The sequence below is a fragment of the Arthrobacter sp. SLBN-112 genome, assembly GCF_006715225.1.
Classification (GTDB): Bacteria; Actinomycetota; Actinomycetes; order Actinomycetales; family Micrococcaceae; genus Arthrobacter.
The window spans coordinates 1,991,061-2,013,517 of record NZ_VFMU01000001.1; the positions used below are offsets into that span (position 1 = coordinate 1,991,061).

Below are 22,457 nucleotides of genomic sequence, written 5' to 3' on the forward strand. Positions count from 1 at the left end.
TGTCCGTTTCTAATCAACCTAATGGTTTATCAACCACTTGGTTGTCTAAGCATAGCCCCGTCTTTGTGCCGCCTCAAGACCTTGACCCTTGTTTCCTGAATTCTTTCTTTGTTAGTATGTCAGTACAAACTGTTTGAAGGAGAAGTTCCATGCCATTGGTCCGCATCGACGTTAATGAAGGGCGCAGCGCGGAGGCCCTGCAACAGCTCAGCCGCGGAATCCACGACGCGATCCTTGCCGAGTACGGCATTCCGGAGCGGGACTACTTCCACATTCTGACCGAGCACCCGCAGGGCCAGATCTTCGCCCAGGATGCCGGATTGGGGTTTGAGCGCACCGGGGGTGTTGTCATGATCCAGATCTTCACCCAGGGCGGGCGTTCGCAGGAGGCTAAGCAGCGGCTCTTCGCGGCGGTGGCCGAAAAGCTTGCGGCGGTTGGCGTGGCCGGGGAGGACGTCTTCATTGGCTATGTCGAAAACACCGCCGGTGACTGGTCCTTCGGCTTTGGCCGCGCCCAGTACGTGACGGGCGAATTGGCCGTTCCGAGGAAGTAGGAGAAGCGCCCATTCATTGGGGGGTGGGCGTATCGCAAATCTCGTTGTAAGTATGTCAGTACAAACTTTTGACAGGACATTCGATCTAGGGCAAAGTAGTGCCTGTGGCCCACACCACGGCCTGCCAGTCCCGGAACTCCTGCCCTCAAAGGATTCGAGTTCCACACCAGAAAGGTCCACGATTCACGTGACCCACGAACTTCTTACGATCGGGCGCATCAGCGTTGATATCTACCCGAACGACATCGGGGTTGGCCTGGAGGACGTTAATTCCTTCGGCAAATACCTTGGCGGTTCGCCCTCCAACGTCGCCGTTGCAGCAGCCCGACACGGACGCCGCACCGGCGTCATCACCCGCACCGGGGATGATCCGTTCGGCACCTACCTGCACCGCGAACTGCACAAGTTCAACGTCGATGACACCTACGTCACGCCGGTCAAGGACTGGCCCACCGCGGTGACCTTCTGCGCCATCAAGCCAGCCACGGACGAGTTTCCGCTGTACTTCTACGGCCGGTTCCCCACCGCGCCGGACCTGCAGATCGAGGCCGGGGAACTGGACCTCGACGCCATCCGCGGAGCCGGGATCTTCTGGTCCACCGTCACGGGCCTGTGCCAGGAACCCTCCCGCAGCGCCCACATCGCCGCCCACCAGGCCCGTCCCCGCACCGGCCTGGCCGAGGGGCAGTTCACTATCCTGGACCTGGACTACCGGCCCATGTTCTGGGCATCGGAAGAGGAGGCCCGCGCCGAGGTCGCCAAGATCCTGCCGCACGTTACCGTTGCCATCGGCAACGACAAGGAATGCGCCGTGGCCGTAGGCGAAGGCACCCCGGATGAGCAGGCAGACCAGCTCCTGGCAGCCGGCGTGGAAATCGCCGTCGTCAAGCTTGGCGCGGAAGGCGTGATGGCCAAGACCCGCACCGAACGCGTGGTCTCCGCTCCCGTCCCGGTGGAAACCCTGAACGGCCTGGGGGCCGGCGACTCCTTCGGCGGCGCCTTCTGCCACGGGCTGCTGTCGGGGTGGCCGCTGGCACAGGTCCTGGACTACGCCAACGCCGCCGGCGCCATTGTGGCTTCCCGCCTTTCCTGCGCCGATGCCATGCCGACGCCGGATGAGGTCACCTCGCTGCTGGCCGAACGTGGCCGCGCGGTTCCCGGCGCCTCGATTCCCGAAGGAGCAGCACTGTGACCCTCACCCCGTTAGCCTCGAACAACGCACTGGACGACGATCCGCGCCGCTATGAGCACCTGAGCACCATCCGCCTGGAAGACCCGGATGCCGTTGCCCGTGCCGCCAAGTCCCGCCGCCGCCACCCCGGCCTGAAGTCGGGCCGGCAGAACTTCATCGTCGCCGCAGACCACCCCGCCCGCGGCGCCCTTGCCGTTGGCAGCGACCCCGTGGCCATGGCCGACCGGCGCCAGCTGCTGGACCGGCTGCAGATCGCCCTGGCCAATCCCGCCGTCGACGGTGTCCTGGCGTCCCCGGACATCATGGACGACCTGCTGCTGCTGGGCGCCCTGGACGGCAAGCTGGTGTTCGGTTCGATGAACCGCGGCGGCCTCTCCGGGCTGGTCAACGAGTTCGACGACCGCTTCACCGGCCACACCGCAGCAGCGCTGGAGGCTCTGGGAGCTGACGGTGGCAAAATGCTCACCCGCATCTGCCTGGGCGACCCCGACACCGTGGCCACCCTGGAAGCGACCGCCAAGGCCATCGATTCCCTGGCGGAGCGGAAGCTGATCGCCATGGTGGAACCGTTCCTTTCGGTCCGCGAGAACGGGCGGGTCCGCAACGACCTGTCCACCAACGCCGTGATCAAGTCCATCGCCATCGCCGAGGGCCTGGGCTCCACCAGTGCCTACACCTGGATGAAGCTTCCCGTGGTGGCCGAAATGGAACGCGTCATGGCCGCCACCACCATGCCCACCGTCCTGCTGGGCGGGGACCCGGACGGTACCCAGGACGAGGTCTTCGCAACCTGGCAGGCTGCACTGGCGCTCCCTGGCGTCCAGGGCCTCACGGTTGGCCGGACCCTGCTCTACCCGGCAGACGGGGACGTCGCGGGCGCCGTCGCCAGCGCCGCCTCGCTACTGCACCACACCACTGAAATCCCGGAGAACTAGCCATGGGCACAACAACAGGAACGCGCAGGATGACGGTGGCGCAGGCCGTCGTCGAATACCTATCCAAGCAATACACCGTCGACAAGGTGGGCAGCCTGGAGTACCGTGAGCGGCTCATTCCGGGCACGTTCGGTATTTTCGGGCACGGCAACGTGGCCGGTGTGGGCCAGGCCCTGAAGCAGTACCAGCAGTTGGACCCGGCCATCATGCCGTACTACCAGGGCCGGAACGAACAGGCCCAGGTCCACCAGGCCGTGGGATACGCCCGGCACACCCGCCGCCGCCAGACCTACGCGGTCAGCACCTCGATCGGCCCGGGTTCCTCGAACCTGCTGACCGGTGCCGCGCTGGCCACCACCAACCGGCTTCCGGTGCTGCTGCTGCCGAGTGACACGTTCGCCACCCGAGCTGCAGACCCCGTGCTGCAACAGCTGGAACAGCCCTACGCCTACGACCTCACGGTCAACGACGCGTTCCGGCCGCTGTCCAAGTTCTTCGACCGCGTCACCCGCCCCGAGCAGCTGTTCTCCGCGTTCCACCACGGCCTGCGCGTGCTGACAGACCCGGCCGAGACCGGTGCCGTGACCATCTCGCTGCCGCAGGACGTCCAGGCCGAGGCCTTCGACGTCCCGGCGGAATTCCTGGCCGAGCGCGAGTGGCGGATCCGCCGCCCGGAGGCCGACGACGACGACATCGCCCGCGCCGCGGCCGCTATCCGGGCCGCGAAGCGTCCACTGATCATCGCCGGCGGCGGCGTCCTCTACGCCTACGCCAACGATGAACTCGCGAAGTTCGTGGAGCTGACCGGCATCCCGGTGGGCAACACCCAGGCCGGCGTCGGCGTCCTGCCCTGGGACCACCAGCACTCACTGGGTGCCATCGGCTCCACCGGCACGACGGCGGCCAACGCCATCGCTGCCGAGGCGGACCTGATCATCGGCATCGGCACCCGCTACGAGGACTTCACCACCGCGTCCCGGACCGCGTTCCAGAACCCGGACGTGCGCTTCATTAACATCAACGTGGCCCCGATCGACGCCTACAAGCACGGCACCACGCTCCCGATCGTGGCCGATGCCCGCAAGGCACTGGTGAAGCTCAACGCAGCACTGGGCGGCTACCGGGTAGGCGCCGACCTGGAGCAGAAGGTCGCGGCCGAGAAGAAGCGCTGGAACGCCACGGTGGACGAGGCGTTCGACACCCGCTACACCCCGCTGCCCGCCCAGAATGAGATCATCGGCGCCACCAACCGGGCCATGGACCCCCGCGACGTTGTCATCTGCGCGGCCGGGTCCCTGCCCGGGGACCTGCACAAGATGTGGCGCGTCCGGGACCCGTTCGGCTACCACGTCGAATACGCCTACTCCTGCATGGGCTACGAGATCCCCGGCGGCCTCGGCGTCAAGCGCGCAGCGCTTGCTGAAGCGGCTGAAAGCCCGACGGCGGGCGGCGAGGGCCGCGCGGACGTCCGCGACGTCGTCGTCATGGTGGGGGACGGCTCCTACCTGATGATGCACACCGAACTGGTCACCGCCGTCGCCGAACGCATCAAGCTGATCGTGGTCCTGATCCAGAACCACGGCTACGCCTCCATCGGCTCCCTCTCCGAATCCCTCGGCTCGCAGCGGTTCGGCACCCAGTACCGGGCACTGAACGAGGAACAGCACAGCTTCGACGAAGGCGAGACCCTGCCGGTGGACCTGGCCCTGAACGCCGAGTCCCTGGGCGTGAAGGTCATCCGGATCGAGCCGGGGGAGAAGGTCATCGCCGAACTTGAGCAAGCCATCCGCGATGCCAAGGCCGCTCCGGAGCGCAGCGGACCTATCCTGATCCACGTCGAATCCGACCCGCTGCTGGATGCACCGTCCTCCGAGTCCTGGTGGGACGTCCCCGTCTCCCAGGTCTCCGAACTCGACTCCACCAAGCAGGCGTTCCAGACGTATGGCGACCATAAGTCACGCCAGCGCAAACTGCTCGGCTAACGCCCGCTCCCTCGAAGACCCACCACTCAAGGAAGAGTCCCATGACTGCCACCACCACTGAAACTGTCATCAACCACTTCATCAACGGCACGGAGACCGCCGGCGAGGGTGAGCGCACCACGCCGGTATACAACCCCGCCACCGGTGCCGTGTCCGCCACGCTGCGCCTGGCCAACCGCGCCGACCTGGAGGCCACAGTCGCGGCCGCCCGCAAGGCCGCCGATACTTGGGGGGACATCTCCCTGGCCAAGCGCACCGCGGTGCTGTTCAAATTCCGCGAACTGGTCGCCTCCCACGTCGAGGAGTTGGCGCAGCTGGTCACGGCCGAGCATGGCAAGGTCATCTCCGACGCCAAGGGTGAAATCGGCCGTGGCCTGGAAGTGATCGAGTACGCCTGCGGCATCCCCACGCTGCTCAAGGGCGACTACTCGGACCAGGTCTCCACCGGCATCGATGTGTTCAACTTCCGCGAACCCCTCGGTGTGGTGGCCGGCATCACCCCGTTCAATTTCCCGGTGATGGTGCCGCTGTGGATGGCGCCGATGGCGATCGCCACCGGCAACGCGTTCATCCTCAAGCCCTCCGAGCGCGACCCCTCAGCCTCGCTGCTGCTGGCCAAGCTCTGGAAGCAGGCCGGCCTGCCCGACGGCGTCTTCCAGGTCCTGCATGGCGACAAGGAAACCGTGGACGGCCTGCTGACCCATCCGGACGTGGACGGCATCTCCTTCGTCGGCTCCACCCCGATCGCCCAGTACGTCCACGAGACCGCCACCAAGCACGGCAAGCGGGTCCAGGCCCTGGGCGGGGCGAAGAACCACGCCATCGTGATGCCTGACGCCGACCTGGACAACGCCGCCGACCACCTCGCCGCCGCCGCCTTCGGTTCCGCCGGTGAACGCTGCATGGCGATCTCCGTCGCCGTGGCCGTCGGGGACGCAGCCGACCTCATCGTCAAGAAGGTCGAAGAACGCGCCCTGGCCGTCAAGGTCAAGAACGGTACCGAACCCGACGCCGAAATGGGCCCGGTCATCACCCCGGCCTCCAAGGAACGCATCGTACGGATCGTCACCGAAGCCGAAGCCGCCGGTGCCGCCATGGTGGTGGACGGCCGCGACCTTGTAGTCCCCGGCCACGAAGACGGCTTCTGGGTGGGACCCACCGTGATCGACCACGTCAAGACCGAAATGACGGCTTACACGGAAGAGATCTTCGGGCCGGTCCTTGTTGTGGTCCGCGTTGACACCCTCGAAGACGGCATCAAACTCATCAACGCCAACCCCTACGGCAACGGCACCGCCATCTTCACCTCCTCCGGCGCCGCCGCCCGCAAGTTCCAGCGCTCCGTGACTGTCGGCATGATCGGCATCAACGTGCCCCTGCCCGTCCCCGTGGCCTACCACTCCTTCGGCGGCTGGAAGGCATCCCTCTTCGGCGACAAGCACATCTACGGCCCCGAAGGCGTATCCTTCTACACCCGCGGCAAGGTGGTCACATCCCGCTGGCCCGAAACCCACCACGCCTCCGGCGCCTCCTACAACTTCCCCTCCAACTGATCCCCACTACCACCACCATCGATTGCTCCCCACCGGCACCCTCGCCTCGCAAGCTCGGCCAGGGAACCCTGCCGGCGTGGCCCCAATGTCGTTTTGAACGACCAAAACGCCACCTGCGGAGCAATCGATGCAAAGGAACAGACAATGGCTGAGAACAAGCTGATCATCGGCACGGCGCCGGACTCCTGGGGCGTCTGGTTCGCGGATGACCCCAAGCAGACCCCGTGGGAACGGTTCCTCGACGAGGTGGCCGAGTCCGGCTACAAATGGATCGAACTGGGCCCGTACGGCTACCTTCCGAACGATCCCACCCGGCTCGCAGAGGAGCTTAAGGCCCGCGACCTGAAGGTCACGGCAGGGACGGTGTTCACCGCCTTCCACCGAGGCCTGGACCAGTGGGAAACCGCTTGGGAACCCGCCCGCAAGGTGGCCGAGCTCACCGCGGCCATGGGCGGCGAGCACATTGTGGTCATCCCGGCCATGTGGCGCGACGACGTCACCGGCGAGGCCGTGGAAAGCGGCACGCTGAGCGAGAAGGGCTGGAGTGACCTGTTCGCCGGCCACAACCGCCTGGGCAAAACCCTGCTGGAGGACTTCGGCCTCAAGCAGCAGTTCCACTCCCACGCCGACTCCCACGTTGGCGCGCAGCAGGACATCGAAACGCTCCTGGGAGCCACTGACCCGCAGTACCTGAACCTCTGCCTGGACACGGGGCACGCCGAATACTGCGGCGCCTCCAGCCTGGACCTGATCAAGAACTACCCGGACCGGATCGGCTACCTGCACCTGAAGCAGATCAACCCGGACATCCTCAAGAAGGTTAACGAGGAGAACATGACGTGGGCCGCCGCCAACCTGGCCGGCGTCATGACCGAACCGCCCAACGGCCTGCCGGACCTGCGCGCGGTCATCGAAGCCGTGGAAGCCCTGAACCGGCCCATCTTCGGCATCGTGGAGCAGGACATGTACCCGGTGGCCTTCGACGTGCCGATGCCCATCGCCAAGCGCACCCGCAACTACCTGCTGTCCTGCGGCTCCCGCACCGCCGTCAGCTAACCCCGCCACACACTAAAGGACGAAAACAATGACTGAAAACCTCCGCGTTGCCGTCATCGGCGCAGGCCGCATGGGTGCCGACCACATCCAGCGCCTCAACAAGCGCATCCATGGAGCTGAAGTTGCCGCTGTCGTCGACGTTGACCTCGCCCGCGCCCAGGCCGCCATCGAAGGCATCCCCGGCGCCGTGGCCCTGGCCGACGCCGAGGAAGCCCTCAACAACGGCGACGTCAACGCGGTCCTGATCGCCACCCCCGGCTTTCTGCACGAGGACATCCTGCTGAAGGCGATCGCCAAGGACATCCCGATCCTTTGCGAAAAGCCGCTCACCCCGGACGCCGAGTCCTCCTGGAAGATCGTCCAGGCAGAGGTGGCGCTGGGCCACAAGCGGATCCAGGTGGGCTTCATGCGCCGCTTCGATGCCGAATATGCCTCGCTGGGCAAGATCATCCGCGACCACGAACTGGGCGAACTGCTGATGCTGCACCACCAGCACCGCAACCCGAGCACCCCCGAGGGCTTCACGAACGAGATGCTCATCAACGACTCCGTGGTCCACGAGTTCGATGCCATCCGGTTCTTCACCGGAGAGGAAATCACCAGCATCCAGGTCCGCCTGGGCAAGGCCACCCGGAATGCCCCAAATGGCCAGCATGACCCCCAGCACGTCCTGCTGGAGACCGAATCCGGCGTCCTGGCCGACGTCGAAATCTACGTCAACGCCAAGTTCGGCTACGAGGTTGCCACCCAGGCCTCCTTCGAGGACGGCATCGTCAGCATCGGCGGCGACAGGGGACCCTACACCCGCAGCGCCGGCCACTGGGGCGGCAATGTCACCCCCGGCTTCGAGGAGCGTTTCGGCGCAGCGTACGACGTCGAAATCCAGTCGTGGGTGGACGCTGCACTCAAGGGCGAAATCGGCGGCCCCTCCGCCTGGGACGGGTACGCCACCGCCGCGTGCTGCGAAGCAGGCGTCGAAGCGCAGAAGAACGGCGAGAAGGTCGCCGTGAAGTTGGCCGCAAAGCCCGACCTCTACAAGTAGGACAGGAGAAGGGGACGGAGCCATTTCCGTCCCCTTTCCGTTCCCCTGACTGATCCACAATGGAGTGTTTTTCGTGAAAATCGCACTTGACCCCACACCGTTCCACCACTCGCACAGCCTGCTGGAGTTCCCCAAGGTGGTGGCGGACCTTGGCTACAAGTACATGCAGATGACCCCGCACGCGGACTTCATCCCCTTCTTCAACCACCCTAAAGCGGATGATGAACTCGTGGGCCAGCTGAAGAAGGCCTGCCGCGACGCCGGAATCGAGATCGCTTCCGTCCTGCCGGTGCTCCGCTGGTCGGGCCCCGACGAGGATGCCCGCGAAGCAGCCGTCCGCTACTGGAAGCGCGCCATCCAGATCACCGTGGACCTGGGCGTCAGCACCATGAACACGGAGTTCAGCGGCCGGCCCGAGAAGGCGGAGGAGTCCGAGCGGGCGTTCTACCGTTCAATGGAGGAACTGCTGCCCATCACCGAGCGTGAGGGCATCGACCTGCTGATCGACCCCCACCCCGACGATTTCGTGGAAGAGGGTCTTGCCGCCATCCGCGTGATCCGCGGCGTGAACTCGAAGAATGTGGGCATGGTCTACGTGGCCTCACACAGCTTCCACATGAAGAACTCCCCACTGGACATCATGCGGGCCGCGGGGGACAAGCTGCGCCTGGTCCACGTGGCCGACACCATGGACCACCACGCCTCGCACGGCCTGCGCTACATCACCAACCCGCCAGGGAACCCGGTCCGTGTCCACCAGCACCTGAAGATCGGCGACGGCGACGTCAACTGGGACGAGTTCTTCGGCGGCCTCAAGGAGATCGGCTTCCTGGACCGGGAGAATACTGTGATGGTCTCCAGCGTCTTTGCCGAAAACGAACATGCCGAGGAGGTCTCCCGCTACCAGCTGGAGACCATGAAGCAGTACGTCCAGAAGGTCAGCGTATGAGTTCGCCCGTTTCCGGTGAAGCAACCGTAAAGCAGCCCGGCAACCACCAGCGCGCGCTGCGGACCGTCACCATCATCTCCACGTTCGGCGGGCTGCTGTTCGGCTACGACACCGGCGTGATCAATGGCGCCCTGCCGTATATGCAGGAAGACCTGGGCCTTACCCCGCTGACCGAGGGCCTGGTCACCTCATCCCTGCTGTTCGGTGCCGCCTTTGGCGCACTCTTCGGCGGGCGCCTGGCAGATCGCAACGGCCGGCGCAAAATGATCATGGTGCTGGCCGTCGTCTTCCTGTTGGGCACGCTGGGCTGCACGTTCTCGCCAAACACCGAAGTGATGATTGCCGCCCGGTTCATCCTGGGGCTTGCGGTGGGCGGTGCCTCCGTCACGGTTCCCGTGTACCTGGCCGAGGTATCGCCCAGCAACCGGCGCGGCCGGATCGTCACCCAGAACGAGCTCATGATCGTCACCGGTCAGCTGCTCGCCTTCATCTTCAACGCCTACCTGGGCAACTCGTTCGGCGAGTCCCACGGAATCTGGCGCTGGATGCTGGTCATCGCCACCCTGCCGGCCATCGCCCTGTGGATCGGGATGAACTTCATGCCGGAGAGCCCCCGCTGGCTGGCCTCCATTGGCAGCTTCGGCGAGACGCTCAGCGTGCTGCAGCGGATCCGTTCTCAGGAGGAAGCGCGCAGGGAGTTCGAAGAAGTCAAAGCCATGGCGGTGGAGGACTACAAGTCCAAGATGGGCTCCTGGAAGGACCTGGGCATCCCGTGGCTGCGCCGGATCTTCTTCGTGGGCCTCGGCCTGGCAGTGATCCAGCAAATCACCGGCGTGAACTCGATCATGTACTACGGGACGCAGATCCTGTCGCAGTCCGGCTTTGGCCGGGAAGCGGCACTGACGGCCAACATCGCCAACGGCGCCATCTCGGTCCTGGCCACGTTCGTCGGGATCTGGCTGCTGGGCAAGGTGGGCCGGCGCAGGATGCTGATCACCGGCCAGGTGGGAACCACGACCGCGTTGCTGCTCATCGGCCTCTTCTCCCTGATCCTGCCCGAAGGCTCAGCCCGAGGGTTCGTCATCCTGTTCCTCACCGTGACATTCCTGGCCTTCCAGCAGGGCGCCATCTCCCCGGTGACATGGCTGATGCTCTCGGAGATCTTCCCGTTGAAGATCCGTGGCCTGGGCATGGGCGCGTCGGCCTTCCTGCTGTGGATCGTGAACTTCCTGATCGGGTTCGGCTTCCCGCAGCTGCTGGCCGCCATCGGGATCTCCAACACGTTCTTCGTCTTCGCCGTGCTGGGCGTGGGCGCCATCGCCTTCGCCGCCAGGTACGTGCCCGAAACCAAGGACAAGAGCCTTGAGGACCTGGAGCACTACTTCAAGAACGTTGCCGGCAGCAAGGCCGGGACCACCGAAGCCAAGGTTCCCTGACCGGTCCAGCCACAGCCGTTCCAAACAGCAACGCCCCTTTGAGGATCCACAAAGGGGCGTTGCTGTCCTATGCGGGCGTGTGCAGCCGCGGCAGGGCCTCCACCAGCGGTGCGAGCTCGGGGATGCCCATCGCGTCATCCAAGGCTCGCTCAAGCGTGGCATCGTGGACAGGCCGCGCGTCCGCGAGCAGGGTGCTTCCGCTGGGGGTGAGCTCGGTGTAGATACCCCGCCGGTCGTCGTCGCACAGGATCCTGGTCAGGAGGCCGCGGTCCTCCAGCCGGTTTACCAGCCGGGTGGTGGCGCTGGGACTCAGCGCCGTGGCACGCGCCAGCTGCTGCATCCGCATGTGCCACCCGTCCTGCCGGCTGAGGGCATCCAGCACCGTGTACTCCACCACGGAGAGCTTTGACTCCGACTGGAGGGAGCGCTCCAGCTCGCTTTCAATCAGACCGTGCAGGGCCGCCAGGGTGCGCCAACCCTGGGCGCGGACCTCGACGGCGTCGTCTTTGATGCCCATGGTTGCTCCTTCGTAGATGGCCCCCGGGACGGCCCTGGTAGCTGCAGTTCAACATAGTTGCTTGCGCGGTATATTTGCATGTGCAACAATAAATACCGCGTCTGCAACTATCTTAGACGCCCTCCCCTTCATGGAACAACCACACATACAAATCAAAGGAGCCTTCGCATGCCTGTTGGCCTGATAGCACTCGCCCTGGGCGGGTTTGGCATAGGACTCACAGAATTTGTCATCGCCGGCCTCCTCCCGCAGGTGGCGGCGGACTTCGGCGTCAGCGAGGCGTCGGCCGGCTGGTTCATCTCCGGCTACGCGCTCTCCGTGGTGGTGGGCGCGCTGGGCCTTACGGCTGCCGTGACACGGTTCCAGCGCAAGCCGGTGCTGGCCGCCCTGCTGGTCCTGTTCATTGCCGGGAACCTGCTCTCTGCCACGGCGGACGGCTACTGGCCCATGATGCTGGGCCGCGTTGTTGCTGCCCTCTCGCACGGCGCCTTCTTTGGGATCGGAGCCGTGGTGGCGGCCGGCATGGTCCCGCCCAGCAAGAAGGCAGGTGCCATCGCGCTCATGTTCACCGGGCTGACCGCGGCCAACGTCCTGGGCGTGCCCTTCGGGACGCTGCTGGGCCAGGCCGCCGGCTGGCGTGCCACCTTCTGGGCCATCACGGTCATTGGCGTGGCCGCGCTCGCCGGCATCCTGGCGCTCGTTCCCAAGGCGGCGGGTGAAGCGGAAGAGGCAGCCAGCCTCCGCACCGAGCTCCGCGCCTTCCGCTCTGGCCAGGTGTGGCTTTCCATCGTTGTCACCATCCTGGGCTTCGGCGGCATGTTCGGCGCGTTCACGTACATCGCATACGCCCTCACCGAGGTCTCCGGATTCGCGGCATCCACCGTGCCGTGGCTGCTCATTGTCTTCGGCACGGGCCTCTTCGCCGGCAACACCCTGGGCGGCAAGGCTGCGGACCGGAACGTCGACCGCACGCTTTTGGTGGTGCTCGCTGCGCTGACCCTGGTCCTGGTGGCGTTCGCCCTCACAGCCGCTAACCCTGTCCTGACGGTCGTGTCCCTGATCCTGATGGGCGGCTTTGGCTTTGCCACCGTTCCGGGCCTTCAGATGCGCGTGATGAAGTACGCCTCCGGGGCTCCAACGCTCGCTTCCGGTGCCAACATCGGTGCGTTCAACGTGGGCAACGCGCTGGGCGCGTGGCTGGGCGGCGTCACCATCACCGCAGGGCTCGGCTACACCTCACCTATCTGGGCCGGCGCGGTGATCACCCTTGCAGGCTTGGCCGTCATGGCCTTCGCCGCCGCAGCCGCCAGGCGGAAGGAGCGGCGCCGGGAGGGCAAGGCGCCAGTGGCCTTGGAGGAGTTGGCCAGCCGCTAGGCCGCGGGGCCGGAGGAGCGGCGCACCATCAGGGCAGGTTCGAGCTTGCGGGTTACGGCCGGTCCGGCTGCACCCGCAATCCGGTCCAGCATTGCCTGTGCCGCCACCCGGCCCAGCTGGCCGGCGTGCTGGTCTATGGACGTCAGTCCAATCAGGGGAGAGGCGCCCACTTCGATGTTGTCGCAACCAACGATCGCCATGTCGCCCGGGACGGACAGTCCGCGGGATGCCAGGGCCTCCATGATGCCGATGGCCGTGAGGTCGTTGTGCGCAAAGACTGCCGTGGGGAGGGTGGCGCCGGAGTCCAAAAATTGCTCCATCACGGCGCGGCCCCCGCGTTCGGTCATGTCACTGTGGACCAATTGTGGCTCCAGGCCGAACTGCCTCATGGCGTGCAGGTAGCCTTCCCGCCGGGCGGTGTAGGGGAGCCAGTCGGAGATGTCCACGTGCGCGATCCGCCGGTGCCCCAGCCCGTATAGGTGCTCCACGGCAAGTGCGCCTGAACGGAAGTCGTCGGTCAAAACGGAATCCACGCCGTCGACCTCCATCTCGCGGGTGATGACGACGGCGGGTGTCCCGCGCAGTGCCGCAGCCAGCTCTGCCGAGGTGCCCGTGTAGCCGGCCAGCAGGACACCGTCCACGCGCAGGTCCACGAAGGACCTGACGGCCTCCAGTTCCGTTCCCGGATCAGCGGAGCCGACGGCGACCATCACCTGGTTGCCGCTTCCCGCCAAGCCTTCGGTGATGCCGTCGTAGATATCGGCGAAGACCGAGTTGTGCAGGTCGAGGAAGAGGACTCCGATGGTGTTGGTCCGGTGGCTGGCCAACCGGCTGGCCAGCCTGTTGGGGGAGTAGCCCAGGGCGGCGGCAGCTTCCAGTACGGCGGTCCGCTTGGCCGGGGAAACCTTGGGGGAATCCCGCATCACCAGGGACACCAGGGCGCGGCTCACTCCGGCGTCGCGTGCCACGTCCTCCATGGTCACGGACCGCGGCGCAGGAGATGTCTGTTTCACAAGACTCCACTATGCCAGCCTGCCGCCCCCTGCCGGGCGAGGTTCCTTACGAGCCGAACGGCAGCCGCGGGTCGATGTCCTGGCTCTCCCAGGTCTGCCGCACCCAGCCGTGGTGCGGATCGTCGCTGATCAGCCACTCCCGCACGGGGCCGGGGCCGGCCATGACATTCAGGTAGTACATGTCATAGCCGGGTGCGGCCATGGCGGGACCGTGCCAGCCATAGGGAACCAGGACGACGTCGCCGGTGCGCACTTCCGCCGAAACATCGATGGGGCGCCCGTCCGAGGCGTAAACGCGCTGGTAGCCGATGGCATCGGCGCCGGAGGGGGCGCCTGATCCTGCGGCCACCTGCGTCTCGAAGTAGTAGATCTCCTCCAGGGAGGTCTCGCCGTCCTTCTCCTCATCATGCTTGTGCGGCGGGTAGGAAGACCAGTTCCCGGCAGGGGTGAGGACCTCGCACACAATGAAGCGGTCCGCCTCGAGTGCTGCAGGAGTACCGAAGTTGTGGACCTGGCGCGAGCAGTTGCCGGCACCGCGCAGCTCCACGGGGGTTTCGGCCGCCGTCACGAGGCGCGTGGGGTAAGAGGCGTTGGCGGGTGCCGTGGCCACGGCGACTCGGCCGCCGTCGGCCGAGCTGATGGCCACGGCGCGGCCTGTGCCGGAGTAGAGAACGTCAGTCGGCCCGGAGAAGACCGAGGGCCTGCCATTCAACGGATAGTCGGTGCTGTCAACGGTGACCGTGAAGGACCCATTGAGGGGCACCACGATCCGTTCCTCATCCGCTGCGGGGAGTTCAACGGCGGCGCCGGCCGGCACGGTTGCCACCTTCAATCCGGTGTGTGCCCAGCCGCCCACGGTGAGGGAGGAATCGGAGGTTCCGATCGAGACGTCCCATTTTCCGTCGGCGGCAGTGCCCAGGGGGTAGACCCAGTTGGTCATGGAGTTGGCTCCTTGGATTATCGCTGTACGAGTGTCATCTCAAAGCTGTAGGAATCGGCGCGGTACACATGGTGGCCTGTTTCCACGCGGCGCCCGGTATCGTCCACGGCGGTGCGTTCCATGGTGACCAGCGCCGATCCTGCCGGGGTGTCCAGCATGGAAGCCTGGTAGTCATTGGCCGTCATGGCGCCGATGCGCTGCGTGGCCAGCCGGAAGTTCACTCCACCGCGGCGGAGGATCGAGTACAGGCCCTCGGCACCCAGCATTGCCTCGTCCATCTGGGCGATGTCGTCGCGTACCCAGTTCTCCATGAGGGCCAGGGGTTTGCCGCCCACTTTCCGCAGCCGGGTGAAGTGGTACACCTTGGAGCCGGCGGGAAGCTGCAGCGTGGCCAGCGTGGGGTCGTCAGCTTCCAGGTGCGAGAAGCTCAGGACTTCAGTGGTGGGCTTCTTGCCGTTGTTGGTGAGGTCATCGTAGAGGCTGGACAACTCGAGTGGCCGGCGCACCTGGCTGGAGACCACCTGCGTTCCCACGCCCCGTTTGCGCACCAGCAGACCGGAGCGGACCAGCTCATCCATGGCCTTGCGCATGGTGGGCCGGGAAAGATTCAGCTGGGCGGCAAGGTCGATTTCGTTGTCCAGCCTGCTGCCGGGTTCCAGCACGCCACTGTAAATCGCAGCCTCAATGCCCTGGACCACCTGGTGGTACAAGGGCACGGGGGAGGAGCGGTCGATGCTGAGTCCCAGGTTGTTCGCCACAGTGCATTTCCTCATACGTCGGTGTCAGCACCTTGGTCTGCTCTCGACGCCGGCGCTGGCGGGCCTCTTCGGCTCTTATATGTCCGCTTGATAGGACATACTTTCTCCCTTGATCGTAGCAGGTGGGTCTCGCCGGTCAAGGGACTTTGACGGCACTCGGTCGGACGGAACCGAGAAAATCTTTGTACTGACATTAGGACGTTCTATTGACGCTGTGCGTTAGAGCGCTCTAACGTTAGTGCCACACATCACATTCCTGACCGGCCTTCCGGTCCCCGAGAGAATCTGAGAGGCAACAATGCTGTTGCAGAAACAAAACATGGGCGCACCCGGCACGCAGCGCCGCGGCTACCTGGCCCGGCTCACCGTCATCTCCACCCTGGGTGGCCTGCTCTTCGGTTACGACACCGGCGTCATCTCCGGCGCCCTGCTGTACATGAACGACTCCCTCAACATGACCGCCGTCGAGGAAGCAACTGTGGTGAGCGCACTGCTGTTCCCGGGTGCCGCCGTCGGCGCCCTCACCGGCGGCCGCATGGCCGACAAACTGGGCCGCCGCGGCTCCCTGCTGGTCTGCGCCCTGCTGTTCCTGCTCGGCGCCATCGGCTGCGCCATCGCTCCCAACGTGACCTTCATGGTCGCTGCCCGCATCGTGCTGGGCCTGGGCGTCGGTGCCGCCGCCGTGACCTGCCCGCTGTACCTGGCCGAAATGGCACCGGCCCACCTCCGTGGCCGAATGGTGACCATCAATGAGCTCATGATCGTGACCGGCCAGATGCTCGCCTTCGCCATCAACGCCCTCCTGGATGCCCTGATCCACGACAACGAGGTCTGGCGCACCATGCTGGGCATCGCCTCAATCCCCGCACTCGCCCTGCTCGCCGGCATGCTGATGCTGCCTGAATCGCCGCGCTGGTACGCCATCCGTGGCCGCCTTGAGGACAGCCGCCGCGTCCTGAACCTCAGCCGCAGCCCACAGGAAGCGGCTGCCGAATTCGAGGAGATCGCCCGGGCGGCACGCACCGCCAAGGAAGAACGGGGCCACGCGCTGCGGGACCTGAAGAACAACCCCTGGATGCGCCGCCTGCTGTGGATCGGCATCGGGCTGGCCACCGTCCAGCAGGCCACCGGCATCAATACTGTGAACTACTACGCTCCCACCATCCTGGAAAAGAGCGGGCTGGGCGTCAGCGCTTCGCTCGTGGCCACCATCGGCGTCGGCGTCACCTCCGTGCTGATGACCATCCTGGGCATCTGGCTGCTCGGCTTCGTTGGCCGCCGCAGGATGCTGGTGATCGGCTTCTCCGGAGTGGTTGGTTCCCAGGCCCTGCTGGCCGTCGTCTTCCTCCTGCCGCAGTCGGACCTGGCCAGCTACACCATCCTGGCTGCCATGATGCTGTTCGTCGCCTTCGTCCAGTGCTTCATCGGCACCTGCGTGTGGCTCCTGCTCTCGGAAATGTTCCCGCTGGCCATCCGCGGCTTTGCGATGGGAATCGCGGTCTTCGCCCTGTGGACTGTGAACGCCGCCATTTCGTTCCTCTTCCCCATCGTGGTCAACGCCCTGGGCTCCACCGGCACCTTCGGCCTGTTTGTCCTGGTCAACCTCGCCTCCCTGGCGTTCGTCATCAAGTTCGTTCCGGAGACCAAGGGCCATTCGCTCGAGGACCTGGAAGCGCACTTTCGTGACGGCGCCGTGCCGGCCAGGCTCCCGGCCTAGGCAGGCAGCGCTTCCCGGCAGCCGCTGACCTACGCGGGGCCGGACCCGGCAATTTTCCGTCATTGACGAAAAGGGCAGGGTCCGGTCCCGCGTTTGCTTTCGGTGGCCTAGGCTGGCTCCATGATGTGGACTGTGAGGCAGCAGCCGTGAATTACGCCGGTAGCCTTGGTCCCCGTCCCCGCACCCTCGAAGTTCAGGACCTGGCGAGCTTCGACCGCCTGGTGGCCGGGGGTGCGGTCAATCTGCACGGCTGGCATGCGCAGTCCCTGGACCTGCGGGGCCGGTCCGCCGCACTGAAAAGCGTCAGCGTCGAAGGCGCCATGTTCCTGGGCTGCCTCTTTGACGACGGCATGGAAGCCAACCTGCGCAGCCGCGGTGCCCTGATCTTTCCACGGCTTGATGGCGTCCCCTTCGACCCCTACCGGGCGTCGCTGTACTCACCGGCCGAACTGTACGCCGGACTTGCCAGGTCCCCGTACGAGGAACTGCCGGATGCCCGCATCTACCACTGGAGCATCCAGCCGGGGCAGCGGCACCGCGTGGACGCCACCCTGGCCTCTGCCCTGCACGACCATGCGATCGGGGACGCCCTGGAGGAACTGACACGGTCAGCGGCGTGGACCCGCCGGTCCATCGTCGGCGTCATGGGTGGCCATGCGGCGCCCAGGGGAAGCCGGGAGTTTGCGGACGCGGCGCGGCTCGGAAAACTGCTGGCCCTTGAGGGCTATTCGGTGGCCACCGGCGGCGGCCCCGGTGCCATGGAGGCAGCCAACCTGGGTGCTTACCTGTGCCAGGCGTCCGACGCCGACCTGCAGGCGGCGCTTGCCACGCTCGCGGAGGTCCCGGGGTTCCGGCCGTCCGTGTCGGCGTGGGCGCGGGCGGCGGCTGCCGTCGTCGAACGCCATCCGGACGGGACTCCGTCGCTGGGGATCCCCACCTGGTTTTACGGGCATGAGCCGCCCAACTACTTTGCCACGCACATCGCCAAATACTTCGCCAACGCCATCCGCGAAGCCATCCTGCTGGAACTGTGCCACGGCGGAATCGTCTTCCTGCCGGGGGCGGCCGGAACTGTCCAGGAGATCTTCCAGGACGCGTGCGAGAACTACTACGGCGCCCGCGAAAAGGTGGCCCCCATGGTCCTGGTGGGTCGGCACCACTGGGAGCAGGAGTACCCGGCCTGGCCCATGCTGCGAAGCCTTGCCGCCGGGCGGCCCATGGCGGACTACATCTTCCTGGTGGATACGGTGGACCAGGCCGTGGAGGTCCTCGGGGGCTGAGCGTTATCCCACTGCAGTGCCGAAGAGCAGGCCCAGCAGGTAGGTGATGGCGGCGGCGCCCAGGCCGATGGTGAGCTGCCGCAGGCCACGGGTCAACGGGGACGTGCCGGACAGCAGGCCCACGGCGGCACCGGTGGCCAGCAGGGCAACACCGACCAGGACCCCGGCCACTACCAGCGCGGCGACCCCGGTCAGGCCGAACAGGAACGGCAGGATGGGCACGATGGCGCCGGAGGCGAAGAAGCAGAAGCTGGACAGCGCCGCGCCCCAGGCCGTACCCACTGCCTCGTGCTGGTCCTCTTCCTCCGGCAGGTCCGGCTGCAGGGACAGGCTGGGGTCGCAGTCGCAGGACAGCAGCCCCATCCGCTCGGCCACCCTGTGTTCCGCCGCCTCACGGGACATACCGCGCGCCAGGTAAACCAGGAGGAGTTCGTTGTGTTCAAGGTCCAGCTTGGGGGCGGCAGCCAAGGTGATCTGCGTGGGACGGGTGGCGGCCAGCAGTTCGCGCTGGGAACGGACTGAGATGAATTCCCCGGCGCCCATGGACATGGCACCCGCCAGGAGCCCGGCGATGCCGCTCAGCAGCACTACGGTGCTGGCAACACCGGACGCCGCCATGCCCATCACCAGGGAGAGGTTGCTGACCAGGCCGTCGTTCGCGCCGAAGACAGCTGCGCGGAATGTACCGGCCAGGCGGTTGCGGCCGCGGGTGGCCAGGCCCCGCACCACTTCCTCATGGATCTGCTCATCGGCAGCCATGGCCGGAGTGGCGTTGGGGTCCTTAGCGTACGGGGAGCGGCCTTCGGCACGCTGGGCGAGGGCCAGCACAAACACCGAGCCGAAGTGCCGCGCCAGGAACCCCAGGAAACGGCTTCGCGCGGAGGCTCTTTTTGGTTTGCCCGCATCGTCCCCCAGCAGGGCCAACCAGTGGGCCTCGTGCCGGCCCTCAGCCTCCGCCAGGGCCAGCAGGATGGCCCGCTCTTCGCCCTCGCGGTTCTGGGCGAGGTCCCGGTAGACCGCGGCTTCCGCACGCTCATCGGCCAGATACTGGCGCCACCTCTTGATGTTCGACGGCGAGGGCTGGCTTTGCGGGGTGTGGGCGGCCTCCGGCGGCGTGGCATGGGAATTGGAACGGGCATGCTGCGACACTGGTAACTCCTGGGCTGGAAAGGGCATGTTTTTCGCGCCTTTGCCCTGCCAGCGTACTGCGAAATTCCGCGGTTTTTTGGCTGGCAAACCTCGCTGGGAAGTTTCGGTTCGCCGTAAAACTTCGGCTTACGGCGCCGTCGTTCACTGCTCTTCCAGGCGCCGCGGCGGCTATTGACCCGTCCACCCGGCCGGTGTTGTGATGAAGGTGTGGCGCAGGCTGCGCCCTACCTGAAAGAGCACGTCAGGCGAATATACGGAGGTTGAATCATGAGCACCACCGGACAGCACCCGGACATGCCGCACCTGGACGCCGTCGAAGCGGACCCCGCCTACGATTACGCCGAGGATGCACCGGTAGACGATGCGGACTGGGACGCGGAGGACGCGTTGATTGACGAGGAAGAACCGGTGGTCCAGCCGCAGCCGGTAGTCATCGATGCCGAGGACCGTGAGGTCCCGCTGGATGACGACGAGCCCCGCGACAGTGAAGGCTAGAAACAAAGGGGAGTAGGACTTACGACGGCGGTGCCTCCTTTCGCTTCACCGTGAAAGGAGGCGCCGCCGTCGTGCTTAATGCTTGTCCAGCCTTAATGCTTGTGCCGGTCAGCGGCCGGCGAGGACGTCCTCGGGCGCTTCCTCCGCCTCCTGCCCGGCAACGCGGAGCTGCCAGGCGCGCATCACCGCGGGATCCGTAGGGCGGCTGAGCAGCGACGCCGCGACGTAAACAACGGCAGAGGAGATCAGGCCGTAGTAGATGGGCTCGTTGGCGTAGATGCCGTCCAGCGGGGCCTTGGCGTTGACTTCCAGGATGATCATGGTTCCCAGGGTCACCACCGACCCGACGGCCATGGAGGCCGCGGCCCCCAAGCCGGTGCCGCGCTTCCACACCAGGCCGCCGAGGATGGCCACCAGGAGGCCGCCAACCAGGATGTCGTAGGCGATGGTCAGGGCCGCGACCACGTCCTTGGTGATGATGGCGATGACGATGGCCACGATGCCCAGTGCCAGGACCCAGATGCGGTTGGCCTTGACGTCATGCTCCGGGTTCTCCGTGTCACCGGTGTTGATGTCCTTGCCGAACCAGCCGGCAACGAACGGCAGGACGTCAGCGCGGGCCACCGTGGCGGCGGCGATGAGGGCACCGGACGCGGTGGACATCATGGCGGCTACCGCGGCGGCCAGGACCAGCCCGCCGATGCCGACGGGGAGCAGGTTTTGGGCCACTTCGGCGTAGACGTCGTCCTTGGCGGCAATCTTGACGTTGGACAGGGCCACGTTGGCCGCCATCCCGATCAGCGCACCGGCCACACCGTAGAGGATGCAGTAGATGCCGGCGGTGGCGCCGCCCCAGCGGGCCACCTTGGGCGTCTTGGCCGTGAACACACGCTGCCAGATGTCCTGGCCGATCAGCAGGCCCAGGGTGTAGACCACGAAGTAGGTGATGATGGTCTGGACGCCGATGCCGTCCATTTGGAAGAAGCTGGCATCCACGCGGCTGCGGATGCCGTCCAGGCCGCCGGCGGCGTTCAGGGTGAACGGGAGCATGAGGAAGAAGATGCCCACCGTCTTGATGACGAACTGGACCTGGTCCGCAAGGGTGATGGACCACATGCCGCCAATGGTGGAGTACACAAGGACGATGGCGCCGCCGATGGCGATGGCCAATGCCCGGTCCAGGCCGAACAGCACGACGAAGATGGTGGCGTAGGCGCCCGTTGAGGTGGCGCACAGCATCAGCGTGTAGGCGAGCATGACGATGCCCGAGGCTTCGGTGGCCTTGCTCCCGTAGCGGAGGGTGAGCATCTGGGACACCGTGTAGATCTTCAGCTTCTGGATGGTCCCGGCAAAGAGCAGGCTCAGCAGCAGGACGCCGGCGCCAATCGCCACCACCAGCCACATACCGGAGATGCCGAACTTATAGCCAAGCCCCACGCCGCCCACGGTGGAAGCCCCGCCCAGGACGACGGCGGCCATGGTTCCGGTGTAAAGGAACGGCCCCAGGCGCCGGCCGGCAACGAGGAAATCGCTGTTGTTCCTGGTGCGGGACTTGCCCCACCAGCCGAAGGCCAGCATTGCGAGCAGATACACCACCACGATGGCGATGTTGATGGAACTTGCATCCATAGTTGGCTCCTTGGAGCTGTTGGGCGCCGGGTGTGGTGCCGGGGGTGAACGGAGCCCGGCACTGCCGCGAACGAACGGGAGGGGATCCTGCTTTTGACCTATAGGCAACAGGAGTTTCACAGACTAGGGTGTGACGGCCGCAACAGTCAAGGGCCGGGACTCCGGTTGCCGCTCCCGTGTGGCATGGACGCGTCACAAAAGCATGGCCGATTAGTATGGCTCGAGAGTGGAGCCGGACTGCCGGCCATGAAAGGTTCGTAGATGAAGGCACTGCCAGTTGAGCCCAGCAATGTCCCTGTTGCGATCGGCTCCAGGATCCGGGCCGCGCGGCAGTCCCAGCGGCTCACCATCGAGCAGGTTGCCGACGCCACCGGACTGACCAAGGGCTTCCTCAGCCGGGTGGAGCGGGACCTGACCTCGCCGTCGGTCGCCTCCCTGGTGACGCTCTGCCAGGTGCTGTCCATTTCCATCGGTGATCTTTTCGCGGCGCCGGAAACCCACCTGACCAAGCGGAACGATGGCCCGCGGATTTCGCTGGGCGGCCAGGGCATTGTGGAGCGGCTCCTGACGGCGCGCTCGGAACGCCGGGTCCAGATCATCCAGGCAGTGATCGAGCCGCACGGCCGCGGCGAGTCCGAGCTCTATGCGGTGGACTGCGACGTGGATGTGCTGCATGTGATCAAGGGATCCATCAAGCTGATCCTCACCAACGAGGAATACGACCTCGATACCGGCGACACCGTGACCTTCCCCGGCCGCGAACCGCATACCTGGGTCAATCCCACGGACAAGCCGGTTGAGGTGCTCTGGGTCCTGGTCCCCGCCGCCAGCCGCTAACTGTGCATTCCTCCCCGGTTACTTTCCGCGGCCTGCGGCAGTGGCCGCC

The 22,457-nt window shown here is 65.9% G+C and carries 20 protein-coding genes; 14 read left to right on the forward strand and 6 right to left on the reverse strand.

Going from position 1 to position 22,457, the window contains the following annotated elements:
• Positions 1 to 149 precede the first annotated feature (149 nt).
• The 9 genes from FBY33_RS09315 (at position 150) to FBY33_RS09355 (ending at position 10,699) form a co-directional block, all read left to right on the forward strand.
• Positions 150 to 554, forward strand: a complete 405-nt coding sequence (locus FBY33_RS09315; protein WP_142030321.1) for a tautomerase family protein — start codon at positions 150 to 152, stop codon at positions 552 to 554.
• A 187-nt stretch (positions 555 to 741) separates the two neighbouring features.
• On the forward strand, positions 742 to 1,746 hold the full coding sequence (gene iolC / locus FBY33_RS09320) for a 5-dehydro-2-deoxygluconokinase (protein WP_142030322.1): 1,005 nt from the start codon (positions 742 to 744) through the stop codon (positions 1,744 to 1,746).
• Entirely contained in the window at positions 1,743 to 2,681 is a 939-nt protein-coding gene (locus FBY33_RS09325; RefSeq protein WP_142030323.1) for a Cgl0159 family (beta/alpha)8-fold protein, read from the forward strand. Before iolC ends, FBY33_RS09325 begins: the two co-directional genes overlap by 4 nt.
• A gap of 29 nt (positions 2,682 to 2,710) precedes the next feature.
• Positions 2,711 to 4,663 carry a 3D-(3,5/4)-trihydroxycyclohexane-1,2-dione acylhydrolase (decyclizing) gene (gene iolD / locus FBY33_RS09330; protein WP_142032697.1) on the forward strand — a complete coding sequence of 651 codons (1,953 nt, stop codon included), beginning with the start codon at positions 2,711 to 2,713 and terminating at the stop codon, positions 4,661 to 4,663.
• Between the two features lie 41 nt (positions 4,664 to 4,704).
• A complete protein-coding gene (locus tag FBY33_RS09335) occupies positions 4,705 to 6,216 on the forward strand; it encodes a CoA-acylating methylmalonate-semialdehyde dehydrogenase (RefSeq protein WP_142030324.1) in 1,512 nt (503 codons plus the stop codon).
• A gap of 144 nt (positions 6,217 to 6,360) precedes the next feature.
• Positions 6,361 to 7,272: a sugar phosphate isomerase/epimerase family protein gene (locus FBY33_RS09340; RefSeq protein WP_142030325.1), complete on the forward strand. Its 912-nt coding sequence runs from the start codon at positions 6,361 to 6,363 to the stop codon at positions 7,270 to 7,272.
• Between the two features lie 28 nt (positions 7,273 to 7,300).
• Positions 7,301 to 8,314, forward strand: a complete 1,014-nt coding sequence (locus tag FBY33_RS09345; protein WP_142030326.1) for a Gfo/Idh/MocA family protein — start codon at positions 7,301 to 7,303, stop codon at positions 8,312 to 8,314.
• Between the two features lie 73 nt (positions 8,315 to 8,387).
• Complete coding sequence (locus FBY33_RS09350) at positions 8,388 to 9,263, forward strand: sugar phosphate isomerase/epimerase family protein (protein WP_142030327.1); 876 nt, start codon at positions 8,388 to 8,390, stop codon at positions 9,261 to 9,263.
• Complete coding sequence (locus tag FBY33_RS09355; protein WP_142030328.1) at positions 9,260 to 10,699, forward strand: sugar porter family MFS transporter; 1,440 nt, start codon at positions 9,260 to 9,262, stop codon at positions 10,697 to 10,699. The genes FBY33_RS09350 and FBY33_RS09355 overlap by 4 nt, the downstream gene beginning before the upstream one ends.
• A gap of 67 nt (positions 10,700 to 10,766) precedes the next feature.
• On the opposite strand, the gene FBY33_RS09360 is transcribed toward FBY33_RS09355, so the two are convergent.
• Complete coding sequence (locus tag FBY33_RS09360; protein ID WP_142030329.1) at positions 10,767 to 11,216, reverse strand: MarR family winged helix-turn-helix transcriptional regulator; 450 nt, start codon at positions 11,214 to 11,216, stop codon at positions 10,767 to 10,769.
• Between the two features lie 168 nt (positions 11,217 to 11,384).
• Here FBY33_RS09360 and FBY33_RS09365 point away from each other — a divergent pair, with 168 nt between their 5' ends.
• Positions 11,385 to 12,590 carry an MFS transporter gene (locus tag FBY33_RS09365; protein WP_142030330.1) on the forward strand — a complete coding sequence of 402 codons (1,206 nt, stop codon included), beginning with the start codon at positions 11,385 to 11,387 and terminating at the stop codon, positions 12,588 to 12,590.
• Here FBY33_RS09365 and FBY33_RS09370 read toward each other — a convergent pair.
• From FBY33_RS09370 to FBY33_RS09380, 3 genes are read right to left on the reverse strand one after another with little or no spacing between them, the layout of a single operon-like run.
• Positions 12,587 to 13,603, reverse strand: coding sequence for a LacI family DNA-binding transcriptional regulator (locus tag FBY33_RS09370; protein WP_142030331.1), 1,017 nt, complete (start codon positions 13,601 to 13,603; stop codon positions 12,587 to 12,589). The genes FBY33_RS09365 and FBY33_RS09370 overlap by 4 nt on opposite strands.
• A 46-nt stretch (positions 13,604 to 13,649) precedes the next feature.
• Positions 13,650 to 14,543, reverse strand: a complete 894-nt coding sequence (iolB, locus tag FBY33_RS09375) for a 5-deoxy-glucuronate isomerase (protein WP_142030332.1) — start codon at positions 14,541 to 14,543, stop codon at positions 13,650 to 13,652.
• Positions 14,544 to 14,560: 17 nt separating this feature from the next.
• Entirely contained in the window at positions 14,561 to 15,301 is a 741-nt protein-coding gene (locus FBY33_RS09380) for a GntR family transcriptional regulator (protein ID WP_142030333.1), read from the reverse strand.
• Positions 15,302 to 15,620: 319 nt separating this feature from the next.
• Between FBY33_RS09380 and FBY33_RS09385 the strand changes: the two genes are divergently transcribed.
• Together FBY33_RS09385 and FBY33_RS09390 are read left to right on the forward strand one after the other, a co-directional pair.
• Positions 15,621 to 17,018 carry a sugar porter family MFS transporter gene (locus FBY33_RS09385; RefSeq protein ID WP_142030334.1) on the forward strand — a complete coding sequence of 466 codons (1,398 nt, stop codon included), beginning with the start codon at positions 15,621 to 15,623 and terminating at the stop codon, positions 17,016 to 17,018.
• A gap of 146 nt (positions 17,019 to 17,164) precedes the next feature.
• Positions 17,165 to 18,298 (forward strand): LOG family protein, encoded by a 1,134-nt coding sequence (locus FBY33_RS09390; protein ID WP_142030335.1) that lies wholly within the window; start codon positions 17,165 to 17,167, stop codon positions 18,296 to 18,298.
• Positions 18,299 to 18,301: 3 nt separating this feature from the next.
• On the opposite strand, the gene FBY33_RS09395 is transcribed toward FBY33_RS09390, so the two are convergent.
• Positions 18,302 to 19,447: a VIT1/CCC1 transporter family protein gene (locus tag FBY33_RS09395; protein WP_142030336.1), complete on the reverse strand. Its 1,146-nt coding sequence runs from the start codon at positions 19,445 to 19,447 to the stop codon at positions 18,302 to 18,304.
• A gap of 267 nt (positions 19,448 to 19,714) precedes the next feature.
• Here FBY33_RS09395 and FBY33_RS09400 point away from each other — a divergent pair, with 267 nt between their 5' ends.
• Positions 19,715 to 19,942: a hypothetical protein gene (locus FBY33_RS09400; RefSeq protein ID WP_142030337.1), complete on the forward strand. Its 228-nt coding sequence runs from the start codon at positions 19,715 to 19,717 to the stop codon at positions 19,940 to 19,942.
• Between the two features lie 108 nt (positions 19,943 to 20,050).
• Here the strand turns inward: FBY33_RS09400 and FBY33_RS09405 are convergent, their stop codons facing one another.
• Complete coding sequence (locus FBY33_RS09405) at positions 20,051 to 21,571, reverse strand: sodium:solute symporter (protein ID WP_142030338.1); 1,521 nt, start codon at positions 21,569 to 21,571, stop codon at positions 20,051 to 20,053.
• Between the two features lie 261 nt (positions 21,572 to 21,832).
• Between FBY33_RS09405 and FBY33_RS09410 the strand changes: the two genes are divergently transcribed.
• Positions 21,833 to 22,408, forward strand: coding sequence for a helix-turn-helix domain-containing protein (locus FBY33_RS09410; RefSeq protein ID WP_142030339.1), 576 nt, complete (start codon positions 21,833 to 21,835; stop codon positions 22,406 to 22,408).
• The last annotated feature ends 49 nt before the right edge of the window (positions 22,409 to 22,457 follow it).

Excerpts from the sequence above, each read along its gene's own strand:
- FBY33_RS09315 (WP_142030321.1), top strand. The coding sequence starts at position 150 with ATGCCATTGGTCCGCATCGACGTTAATGAAGGGCGCAGCGCGGAGGCC.
- iolD (WP_142032697.1), top strand. The coding sequence starts at position 2,711 with ATGACGGTGGCGCAGGCCGTCGTCGAATACCTATCCAAGCAATACACC.
- FBY33_RS09335 (WP_142030324.1), top strand. The coding sequence starts at position 4,705 with ATGACTGCCACCACCACTGAAACTGTCATCAACCACTTCATCAACGGC.
- FBY33_RS09340 (WP_142030325.1), top strand. The coding sequence starts at position 6,361 with ATGGCTGAGAACAAGCTGATCATCGGCACGGCGCCGGACTCCTGGGGC.
- FBY33_RS09345 (WP_142030326.1), top strand. The coding sequence starts at position 7,301 with ATGACTGAAAACCTCCGCGTTGCCGTCATCGGCGCAGGCCGCATGGGT.
- FBY33_RS09355 (WP_142030328.1), top strand. The coding sequence starts at position 9,260 with ATGAGTTCGCCCGTTTCCGGTGAAGCAACCGTAAAGCAGCCCGGCAAC.
- FBY33_RS09360 (WP_142030329.1), bottom strand. The coding sequence starts at position 11,216 with ATGGGCATCAAAGACGACGCCGTCGAGGTCCGCGCCCAGGGTTGGCGC.
- FBY33_RS09365 (WP_142030330.1), top strand. The coding sequence starts at position 11,385 with ATGCCTGTTGGCCTGATAGCACTCGCCCTGGGCGGGTTTGGCATAGGA.
- iolB (WP_142030332.1), bottom strand. The coding sequence starts at position 14,543 with ATGACCAACTGGGTCTACCCCCTGGGCACTGCCGCCGACGGAAAATGG.
- FBY33_RS09385 (WP_142030334.1), top strand. The coding sequence starts at position 15,621 with ATGGGCGCACCCGGCACGCAGCGCCGCGGCTACCTGGCCCGGCTCACC.
- FBY33_RS09400 (WP_142030337.1), top strand. The coding sequence starts at position 19,715 with ATGAGCACCACCGGACAGCACCCGGACATGCCGCACCTGGACGCCGTC.
- FBY33_RS09405 (WP_142030338.1), bottom strand. The coding sequence starts at position 21,571 with ATGGATGCAAGTTCCATCAACATCGCCATCGTGGTGGTGTATCTGCTC.
- FBY33_RS09410 (WP_142030339.1), top strand. The coding sequence starts at position 21,833 with ATGAAGGCACTGCCAGTTGAGCCCAGCAATGTCCCTGTTGCGATCGGC.